The sequence below is a fragment of the Kitasatospora dryopteridis genome, from assembly GCF_050749075.1.
In the GTDB taxonomy this organism is placed as follows: Bacteria; Actinomycetota; Actinomycetes; order Streptomycetales; family Streptomycetaceae; genus Kitasatospora.
The window spans coordinates 7,660,837-7,669,832 of record NZ_CP192749.1 but is presented as its reverse complement, the minus strand read 5'-3'; the positions used below and the strand labels follow the sequence as shown (position 1 = coordinate 7,669,832).

General features: G+C 72.7%; 13 protein-coding genes. 6 read left to right on the top strand and 7 right to left on the bottom strand.

Going from position 1 to position 8,996, the window contains the following annotated elements:
* Window positions 1–241: 241 nt before the first annotated feature.
* Window positions 242–643, top strand: a complete 402-nt coding sequence (locus ACQ614_RS34845; protein WP_431683111.1) for a hypothetical protein — start codon at window positions 242–244, stop codon at window positions 641–643.
* Between the two features lie 226 nt (window positions 644–869).
* Here the strand turns inward: ACQ614_RS34845 and ACQ614_RS34840 are convergent, their stop codons facing one another.
* Window positions 870–1,817, bottom strand: a complete 948-nt coding sequence (locus ACQ614_RS34840; protein ID WP_431683110.1) for a quinone oxidoreductase family protein — start codon at window positions 1,815–1,817, stop codon at window positions 870–872.
* A gap of 94 nt (window positions 1,818–1,911) precedes the next feature.
* Between ACQ614_RS34840 and ACQ614_RS34835 the strand changes: the two genes are divergently transcribed.
* Both ACQ614_RS34835 and ACQ614_RS34830 read left to right on the top strand, forming a co-directional pair.
* Window positions 1,912–2,367, top strand: coding sequence for a MarR family winged helix-turn-helix transcriptional regulator (locus ACQ614_RS34835; protein WP_431683109.1), 456 nt, complete (start codon window positions 1,912–1,914; stop codon window positions 2,365–2,367).
* A 68-nt stretch (window positions 2,368–2,435) separates the two neighbouring features.
* Complete coding sequence (locus ACQ614_RS34830) at window positions 2,436–3,119, top strand: maleylpyruvate isomerase N-terminal domain-containing protein (RefSeq protein WP_431683108.1); 684 nt, start codon at window positions 2,436–2,438, stop codon at window positions 3,117–3,119.
* A gap of 44 nt (window positions 3,120–3,163) precedes the next feature.
* Here ACQ614_RS34830 and ACQ614_RS34825 read toward each other — a convergent pair whose 3' ends face one another.
* Window positions 3,164–3,619 (bottom strand): hypothetical protein, encoded by a 456-nt coding sequence (locus ACQ614_RS34825; RefSeq protein WP_431683107.1) that lies wholly within the window; start codon window positions 3,617–3,619, stop codon window positions 3,164–3,166.
* Entirely contained in the window at window positions 3,616–4,467 is an 852-nt protein-coding gene (locus ACQ614_RS34820) for an AraC family transcriptional regulator (protein WP_431683106.1), read from the bottom strand. The genes ACQ614_RS34825 and ACQ614_RS34820 overlap by 4 nt, the downstream gene beginning before the upstream one ends.
* 49 nt (window positions 4,468–4,516) lie before the next feature.
* Between ACQ614_RS34820 and ACQ614_RS34815 the strand changes: the two genes are divergently transcribed.
* A complete protein-coding gene (locus ACQ614_RS34815) occupies window positions 4,517–4,990 on the top strand; it encodes a DUF2000 family protein (RefSeq protein WP_431683105.1) in 474 nt (157 codons plus the stop codon).
* Between the two features lie 26 nt (window positions 4,991–5,016).
* Here ACQ614_RS34815 and sigJ read toward each other — a convergent pair whose 3' ends face one another.
* A complete protein-coding gene (gene sigJ, locus ACQ614_RS34810) occupies window positions 5,017–5,970 on the bottom strand; it encodes an RNA polymerase sigma factor SigJ (protein WP_431683104.1) in 954 nt (317 codons plus the stop codon).
* Window positions 5,971–6,140: 170 nt separating this feature from the next.
* Between sigJ and ACQ614_RS34805 the strand changes: the two genes are divergently transcribed.
* Window positions 6,141–6,545, top strand: coding sequence for a hypothetical protein (locus tag ACQ614_RS34805; protein WP_431683103.1), 405 nt, complete (start codon window positions 6,141–6,143; stop codon window positions 6,543–6,545).
* A 98-nt stretch (window positions 6,546–6,643) separates the two neighbouring features.
* Here ACQ614_RS34805 and ACQ614_RS34800 read toward each other — a convergent pair whose 3' ends face one another.
* Complete coding sequence (locus tag ACQ614_RS34800; RefSeq protein ID WP_431683102.1) at window positions 6,644–6,853, bottom strand: hypothetical protein; 210 nt, start codon at window positions 6,851–6,853, stop codon at window positions 6,644–6,646.
* Window positions 6,854–7,115: 262 nt separating this feature from the next.
* Window positions 7,116–7,874: a MerR family transcriptional regulator gene (locus ACQ614_RS34795; RefSeq protein WP_431683101.1), complete on the bottom strand. Its 759-nt coding sequence runs from the start codon at window positions 7,872–7,874 to the stop codon at window positions 7,116–7,118.
* A 214-nt stretch (window positions 7,875–8,088) separates the two neighbouring features.
* On the opposite strand from ACQ614_RS34795, the gene ACQ614_RS34790 reads away from it, so the two are divergent.
* Window positions 8,089–8,601 carry a hypothetical protein gene (locus ACQ614_RS34790; RefSeq protein ID WP_431683100.1) on the top strand — a complete coding sequence of 171 codons (513 nt, stop codon included), beginning with the start codon at window positions 8,089–8,091 and terminating at the stop codon, window positions 8,599–8,601.
* 50 nt (window positions 8,602–8,651) lie between these two features.
* Here the strand turns inward: ACQ614_RS34790 and ACQ614_RS34785 are convergent, their stop codons facing one another.
* The gene (locus ACQ614_RS34785; protein WP_431683099.1) at window positions 8,652–8,984 is read right to left on the bottom strand and encodes an STAS domain-containing protein; all 333 of its coding nucleotides are present in this window, start codon (window positions 8,982–8,984) and stop codon (window positions 8,652–8,654) included.
* Between the last annotated feature and the right edge of the window lie 12 nt (window positions 8,985–8,996).

Here is an 8,996-nt window from a genome sequence, read left to right as displayed (position 1 = left end):
CTCCCGATACGGGGTGTCTGATCATCAGACGCTAGCTCGGAGCGGCACTCCCCTCAGGACGCGCCGCGCGGGCGGAGCACCCGAACGGAGCATCACGACACGCCTCGGGCCGGGCGGCGGTACGTGCCGGGGTCACCGGCCGGGGACGGCGGCAGTCCCGTTCGGCCGTCCCGGCGACACACCGAGGCCGGCCTCCGTGGCGATCGCCGCGGATTCGCGACGGTGCCAGTACGGTGACCCGATGAACCCGCCGATCATCGACTCGAAGCCGGTTCTCCGGCAGGCCGATCTGCTCGCGGCCGGCCTCCGGGCCGCGGCGGCCGCCCGTATCGCCGAACTCCGCCGAGCCCTCGGCCCGGTACCCGCCGCGGCGGCCGACCGGTGCCGGTGGCAGCTGCTCCTCTCCGACGATCGCCGGCGCGCCCTTGCCGAGCACGACGACCTGGTCCGGCTCCGGAAGGCTGCCGGGCACGCCTGGTCGGAGGACCGGTTGGTCGACCTGGTCCGGCTGGCCGTCCCCTACCGCGAGCACCTGCGGCTCGGTGACGACCTCGTCGCCGCGATCCGGCAGATCGATGCCTTCGCGGACACCCACCCCGGGCTGTCCGTGAACTCGTCGAGGTGCTCGGGCGGTTACCGATGAGTGCGCCCGGCTCGGTCCGGCGCCGGCCCCGGTAGGACGGGGCGACGGCTGCGATCACCGCCCGCACGGCCTGCGACGCGTGCGGGAGTGATCTGTCCGGTGCCCCGATCCGGTGCCGAGCCCGTGGTCTCCGTCGAAGCCGACGGCCTGCACTGTCTGCCGGTCTGTTGCGGCCGGTGTTGATGCGTACCGACAGCCCGGGCATGGCCGGCATCCGCGGCCGGTGCTACGGGATCCGGACGACGCTCTTCCCGCGGGTGGCACCGCTCGCCAGATGGTCGATCGCCGTCTCCACGTCCGCGAGTTCGTACTCGGCGGTGATGTCGATGCGTACCGAGCCGTCGGCCACCAGCGCCAGGGCGCGGGCGGCGCCGGCGGCCAGCCGGACGGGGTCGGTGCGGCTCAGCAGGTGGCTGTTGTAGGTGATCAGCGACTGCCCGTTCATCAGCAGGTCGTTCACCGGGACGTCGACGGGCTCGAAGGTGGCGAGGTTGCCGTAGACGGCGAGCCGGCCGTGCGGCGCCAGGTGTGCCAGGTTCGCGATGCGGGTCGCACCGCCGACGGGGTCGAGGATCGCGTCGAAGGCCTCCCCGGCAAGGGCGTCCGGGAACTCCGCCCGGGTCAGCACCCGGTGGTAGCCGAAGCGGCGGGCGTAGTCGGCCCGGTCGGCGTTGCCGGCCACGCCGACGATGCGCCCTGCGCCCGCCGCGGCGGCGAACTGTGCAGCCAGGGTGCCGACTGCGCCGGATGCCGCGTGGATCAGAACACTGTCCCCGGGCCCGATCCCCGCGACGGTGTTGATCAGGTCGTAGGCGGTCGGGGCGGTCCAGCCGAACCCCGCCGCGGTGCGCACGTCGACGCTCTCCGCGGGAACGGCCAGTGCGGCGGGTGCGAGTGCGACCTGTGCGTAGCCGCCTCCGCCGATCAGCGCGAGGACCTGTTCCCCGAGGCGGCCCTCGTCCACTCCGTCGCCGACCGCGACGATGTGGCCTGCGGCCTCGAAGCCGGGCACGAACGGCCGCGGGATCGGGAAGTGCCCCCGGCGCGCCAGCACATCACCCCACTGGACCCCCGCACAGGCGACCCGTACCGCCACTTCGCCCGGCCCGGGGACCGGTTCTGCGGTCTCGGTCAGACGGAACCGGTCGTCTGCGCTTAAGACAACAGCCTTCATCGAGTTTCACAACCTTCTGTGTCGACTCAGTAACCTGACACTGGCAACGCTAATGAGTCTCAGATAGTTGAGTCAAGTAAGGAAGTTGAGAGAGATGGCCGAGGCGCCCGTCGAGGAACACCTCTGCACCCGCATCCGCCGCGCCGAGCAGGCACTGATGGCCCACCACGAAGCAGTGCTGCGCACCTACGGGCTGACCATGACCCAGTACACGGTGCTGCTCGCCCTCTCCCGGGACGACGGCCGGTCCGGCGCCCAACTCGCCCGCGCCTGCGGCGTCTCCCAGCAGAGCATGGCGACCGTCCTGAACGGCATGCAGACCAAGGACCTCATCGACCGCACAGCCTCCCCCGCCCACGCCAAGGTCATGATCGCCACCCTCACCGACGCAGGACGGGACCTGCTCGACCGTGCCTATCAGGAGGTCATCGTGCTCGAACGCGCCCTGACCGACCGCTTCAGCACCGACGAACACCGCCGCTTCTGCGAGTTCCTCGACCGCGCCACCGCCACCCTCGTCGAACAGACACCCACGACCCCGGCACGCTGACGGCAGAACGGCAGACCGGGGACAGCACCCTGCCGCTGTATTGGTTCCGGTCGGGTAGCTTGACCGGCATGGATCAGGGGCGGGTGGTCGAGGCGTTCGGTGTCGAGGCCGGGCGACTTGTGCAGGAGATGACCGGGGTGTCGCAGGCCGAGTGGCGGCTGCCGACACGGTGCGCACCGTGGACGGTGGCCGAGCTGCTGGGGCACGTCCAGGTGGTGATTGCCTGGCTGCCCGGCATGCTGGCCGCGCCGGCACCGGCCTGCGCCGAGGTGTCGGCATCGGAGTACTACCGGGCCGACGGCCGTTTCGCCCCGGACACCAACGCGGCTCGGATCGCGCTGGCCCGGGACCGTGCGGCACGGCAGGCCGGCGGAGCCGGCCTGGTCGAGGGTTTCGACGCCACCTGGCGGGAGGCGGACCGCCTGTGCCGTGCCGAGGCGGACGGGCGTGTCGTCCGTACCCGGCACGGCGATCCGATGCTGCTGTCGGAGTTCCTGGTGACGCGGGTGGTCGAGGTCGCCGTACACGGTCTGGATCTGGCCGACGCCCTGGGACGCAAGCCGTGGCTGACTCCGCAGGCCGCGGACGTGCTGCAGGATCTACTGCTCGGCCCGGACGGTGGAGCAGCGCTGGAGGAGCTGGACTGGGGCCGGCTTCGCTTCCTGCGCAAGGCGACGGGACGCGATCCCCTCACCGGGGAGGAAGAGGCCGAGGTCGACCGCCTGGGCATCCGGTGGCTCACGCTGGGTTGAGCCCGTCCCTGCAGTGCTCCGGCCGATGCGGCACAACGCCCGGCTCACTGCAGGTCGAGATCCACGATGCCCTGCAGCACCGTCCCGGTGGCCCGGGCCTCCTCCAGGCGGTCCTCGAAGGCCTCGGCGCGGCGGTCGGGCGGGAGGCCGGCGAGGCCGGGCGGCCAGGTGCCGGGACGCACCACGGTCACCAGGACGCCACCGGCCTCGGCCGCGGCCGACAGCCACGTCGCCGGCGCCTCCATCACGGGTTTCGGCTCCCACCCCTCGCGGCCGCCGACCAGCAGCAGCCCCACGAACCGGTCGCCGCGGACCCGCACCGACCCGGTGGTCACCGGCGCCTCGCCGACCGCCACGAAGCCGCTCTCCCAGGCATCCGTCGCCAACGCGCCGTAGTGGCCCTCGTCGACCTCGACGACGATCTCCGCCACCATGCCGTCAGCCGTCTCCCGCACCACCAGCGCCCACAGCACCGGCCCGTCGCCCGCAGCACCCGTCACGCCGGGTCCAACGAGCCGGGGCCGCAGAGCGCACGCCCCTCCGTGCTCGGCCTGCGCCCGGCTCGGGCGTACCGGCCCGGGGTGGTGCCCAGGACGCGCTTGAAGTGCCGGGTGAGATGGGACTGGTCGTAGAAGCCGGCGGCGGTCGCGACCTCGCCTGGTGGCCGGCCGCCGAGCAGCAGTCGGCGGGCGAGGTCGACGCGCCGGGACATCACGTACTGATGGGGTGCAATGCCGAAGGCGGCGCTGAACGCGCGCACCAGGTGCGCGGGGTGGGCGTGCAGCAGGCGGGCGGCCCGGTCCAGCGTGGTGGCTTCGAGCAGGCGCGCGTCCAGGAGGTCGCGCAGGTCGTGGGCGATGCCCCGGCCCGGCGGGCTCGCGGGGACGGTCAGCCGGGGGCGCAGGTGCTCGCGCAGGCGCTCGCCGATGAGGGCCAGCCGGCTCTCCGCCTCGAGTTCGTCCCCCGGACGGGCGAGGGCGGTGTGCAGCCGGCCGACCCGCCTGCGCAGGACGGGGTCGGTGAGGTCCGGGCCGTCGACCGCGGGGCCGATGAAGTCCGTGTCCAGCTGCGTCGTGTCGAGGTAGAGCACCCGCTTGCGGAAGCCGTGGGCGGTGGCGGGCGAGCCGTTGTGCGGGACGTGCGGCGGGAGCAGGCTGACGGTGCCGTTCGGGGTGCCGCGCTCGTGGCGGTCCAGGTCGTAGCGGACGGCGCCGTCGTCGACGATCAGCACCGTCCAGGCGTCGTGGACGTGCATGGGGTACGCGTGCTCGGTGAAGTGGGCGTGGAGGACCTCCACGACGCCCGGGACGGCCGGGCGCCAGGCAGAGACCTGCTGCTGCGACGCCATGCAAAGAACGTACAAGACGGAGCCCACGATCGGCCTGCAGTCTCATGGCATGAGAACGGATCAGACCGACACCCGCACCGCCGCCGGGGCCACTCCGACGGCCGACGCACCTGTCCGCTTCGACACGAAGATCGCCGTCCTGCTGCGCGACGACCTCGAGCCCTGGCAGCGGCTGAACGTGACCGCCTTCCTGGTCAGCGGGCTCGGCACGGCATCGCCCGAGGTGATCGGCGAGCCGTACGCGGACGCCGACGACACCGTGTACCTGCCGATGTTCCGCCAGCCCGTACTGGTCTTCGAGGGGACGAAGGAAGTCCTGACCGCCGCGCACCGGCGCGCGCTGTCCCGCTCCCTCCGCAGCGCCGTGTTCACCTCGGACCTGTTCGCCACCGGCAACGACCGGGACAACCGGGCAGCCGTACGCGCCGTGGGCACCGACCACCTCGATCTGGTGGGAATGGCCGTCCACGGGCCGAGGAACGCGGTGGACAAGGTCCTCAAGGGTGCGCGTATGCATCCCTGAAACGCATCGGCACCGGCGACGACCGGTCAGCTCTGCCCGTTCTCGGTCCAGGGGCGGAGTTTCTCGGGGTTGCGGACGGCCCAGATGCGGGTGATGCGGCCTCCGGCGAGGCCGAATGCCGCCACGGTGGCGGTGGCGCCCGCCTGCTGGGCGACCAGGCCGGGGCACCCGTTGACCGTCCGTTCCAGGAGGGTCAGCCCGGGGGCCTTGTCGGCGATGGCGATCAGGTACTGGGCGATCCGGTCGCTGCCCTCGACCGGGCGGAGGACGGTGCCGACCAGTCCGCCGCCGTCGGCAATCATCGTGGCGTCGGGGTCGAGGAGGTCGACGAGGGCCTTGATGTCCTTGGCCTCCCAGGCCTCCTTGAAGTGCCGCACCACATCGGCCTGCCGGGCCGCCGGCGCGGTCGGTGCCTGCGCTGCGCGGACCCGCCGACGGGCCGAGGAGGCCAGCTGCCGGCAGGCCGCCGGTGACCGGCCGACGATCTCGGCGATCTCGGCGAAGGGGTACCGGAAGACGTCGTGCAGGATGAACGCGACGCGTTCGGCCGGCGTCATCGACTCCAGTACGACCAGGAAGGCCATGCCGACCGACTCGTCCAGGGTGATCCGGTCGGCGGGGTCGGCCGGTTCGGCGGTGCCGGCGCCCGTCGGGCCGCCGATCCACTCCGTGCGGTCGGGCAGCGGCTCGGGTATCCATTCGCCGACGTAGCGCTCGCGCCGGGCTCTTGCCGAGCCGAGCAGGTCCAGGCAGATGCGGGTGGCCACCGTGGTCAGCCAGGCGCCGGGCGACTCGACGGCCTCCTGCTGGTGCCGGGGCATCGTGTACCAGCGGGTGTAGGTCTCCTGCACCGCGTCCTCGGCCTCGGCCAGCGAACCGAGCAGCCGGTAGGCGAGGTTGATCAACTGTCGCCGCTCACCGACGATCGCGCTCAGCCCCGGCTCGAACCGGTCCTGCCCCGGCTCGGACGTGGTGCTCATGTCGTGACCCCTCCCCTGGTTCTTCCCTCGCCACTCCGACGAAGTACCGCACCGGAATGTGAGGCCGTGATTCGGCTCACACTCCGCCGCCTCACATTCTGCGGGCCTGCGTCGTCGGACCGACGAGACGTTATCGATCACCGCCGCACGGCAGAAGAGGGGACCGCACCATGGCCACACCGACGACGGCAGAGCACCGCGGACTGACTTTCATTCAGATCGCGGTCGGTCTGCAGACCTTGGCCATCTTCTTCCAGGCGGCCACCGCCGGACTGCTGCTGTCCTCGTCCTACGGCGAGACGCTGCACAGCGTCGGAGCACGCGTGATGTACGGGGCATCGATGCTGTACGTGATCGCGGCGATCCTGGCGTGGCGGCCGGGCGGCGGGTCGCCCCGGCCCATCCTGTACTCGTCCGGCTTCCTCGTCCTGGCCTCGGTGCAGGTCGTGCTGGGCGTCGCGCACAAGCCGGCGCTCCATGTCCCCCTGGGCGTGGCCATGTTCGGCCTGAGCATGCTGGCGCTGGGCCAGGTGCTGTCCGCCCGCCTGCCGGGGCGCGCCGGCGCCCGGTCGTAGCCGGCGAGGCCGGCCTCACGGAGGGGTGTGCGCCCAGCGGTCGCTGCCGCCGAACCGCTGGGCGCCCTCCGGGGACCGCACCCTCCGCGGGGCCGGGCTCAGGCCGTGCCCGCGCACTCCATGGCCGACGCGATCTCGGTCATGCAGCCCGAGCAGAGTTCGCCGATTCCCGGCTCGTCCGGAAGGTCCGGATCGAAGGTCCCGACGGGACAGCCGCACACGGCCGTCCGGGCGCCGCCCGGCCGCACCGCGTGCCAGCGCAGGCATCCTTCAGGGCCGGGCAGCACCTCGGCGTGCATCTCGTACATGATCGGCCTCCCTCGCTCCGGGTCCGCCGCTCGCAGACCTGCGTCGCGGGGATGATGGAAAGTCGGCTGACGTGCCACGACGCTAGCCGCCCCACGGCCGCGCAGCGGGCGGTGCTGGACCGGACGAGTGAACGGGACCACCGACGCCGCAGTGGCCCACCCCGCCGACTTGCGATCAGGTCGTCCCCGGACACGGCCTCGTCGGGGCAGCCGGCGTCGGGCAGGCCGGGCCGTTTGACGGCTGCTCCGAGCGGGCCGCGGCTCAGTTCGGCCGGGTCGTGGCGTAGACCTCGATGGCGTCGCGCTGGTACGCCGCCAGCCCGGGCGCGATCGCCTCGTACGCGGCGCGCCAGGTTTCGTTGTCCACGCAGGAGCGTCCGATGGCCCGGTACTCCTCGGCGGAGACGGCACGCAGCCCGGTCAGCGCCCGGTACTGGGCCGCGACCTCGGCCTGGACCGGCTCGGCGTCGGCCGGGTGGCCGGCTGCCATGAGTTCGGCCAGCCGGATCATCTGCGCGGTGCGCTCACGCTGCCCGGCGTCGGCGTCGGCCTGGCTCATCGCGGCAGCGCGCCGTCCGACCTCCTCGGCGAGCTCGGGGAAGTCGCGCATGTTCTCCTCGTACTGGGAGGGCTGCACGCCCTCGAAGAGGTTCTCCGGTCGGTTGATGGTCACGGGGTGGCCGTCCTTCCTGGACTGTTCCAGTTCGGCGATCGTGCGGGAGACGGTGCCGGCCAGGGCGTCGAGCCGGTCCCGCTCGGCGAGCAGCCGCCGATGGTGACTGCGCAGGGCATGCACCCCGTCGACCTGCTCTGACAGGATCCGGCCGATCTCCGGCAGCCCGACGCCCAGCGCCCGCAGCACGAGGATCTGCTGCAACTGCAGGAGCTGCTTCTCCCCGTAGTGGCGGCGGCCGCCGGTGCCGATCCGGGCCGGCGGCAGCAGACCGATCTCGTCGTAGTGGCGCAGGGTCCGGGCGGTCACGCCCGACATCCGGGCCACCTCCGTGATCGGCCAGTCCATGCCCACTCCCGCACGTGTGTTTCGCCGGGCCGGTTTCTCCGGCCCCGGACACGACCGTAGGAGCTGCCGCAACGGCAACTTCAACCCCGTGAAGTCCTTCGTTCGGCGGCCTGTCGCCCCCGGAGGCTTCGCTGTCGGGGCTGCCGTCGAACGGCGGTGCGACAAGAGTCTGAGGCACCAAGTGCTTCGGCGCGCCGCACCCGGAGGAGACAACGTGGACCCTCGCACCGCCTTCGACCCCCACAACGCCCAGCCGTCGCCGCCCCGGGCGTCTGTCGGCACAGGCGTGTGCGGGGAGGTGGAGGGTCTGGCCGCGGAGGCCGAGCGCCTGATGCGGGACGGCCTGTGGGAGCTGGCCCCGGGAGACGCAGTCCTCGCCCTGAAGACCGCGGCCGGACTGGCGAGGGCGGTCGGGCCGGCCGACCGGCAGGCATTCCTGCCGAGCATCGACCGGCTGGAGCAGCTGCGCGAGGCCATGGCCGTCCTCGCGATCGGCATCGCCCGCACCCACGGCCAACTCGCCTGGTTCCTGGCCCGGGCCAGCACCGCACTCGCACCCGTCCTCCACTGGCGGACCCTGCCCGCCGACCCGCGGCAGGCCTTCGGCACCGTCGTCCCCACGCCCGGCGAACTCACCGACGCCGAGGACGCCGTCCGCCGCCTGCAGACCGTGCTGGACCGCACCGCCGCCGACATGCCGATCGCCGAGGAAGGGTCCGCCGCCTGACGCGGGGGGCTTCGGTGGTCCGAACGCCCGGCCGGGCCGTGGGCGCGGCGTCAGCCACCGCCGTCGGCCGTCTGCATGAGCAGTCCCTCGGCGGCGGTGACCTTCAGCAGCCGCGCCACCTGCGGCGAGGGGCTCGCCACGCGTACCACCACGCTGCGCTCGGTCGCCCTGGCCCGGGCCTTCAGCAGGGCGTTGAGACCGGACGAGTCGCAGAAGCCGACACGCGCCATGTCCACCGTGACCGGCCGCCCGGGCGGGCACAGGTCCACGGCGTCCTCGAGGGCATCCGCCAGGAGGGGGACGGTGTACAGATCGACCTCCCCGTCCAGGAACAGGACGGGCCCGTGCGCGACCGAGCCCCTCGTCACCGAAAGTCCGGTCATGACCCGATCAGC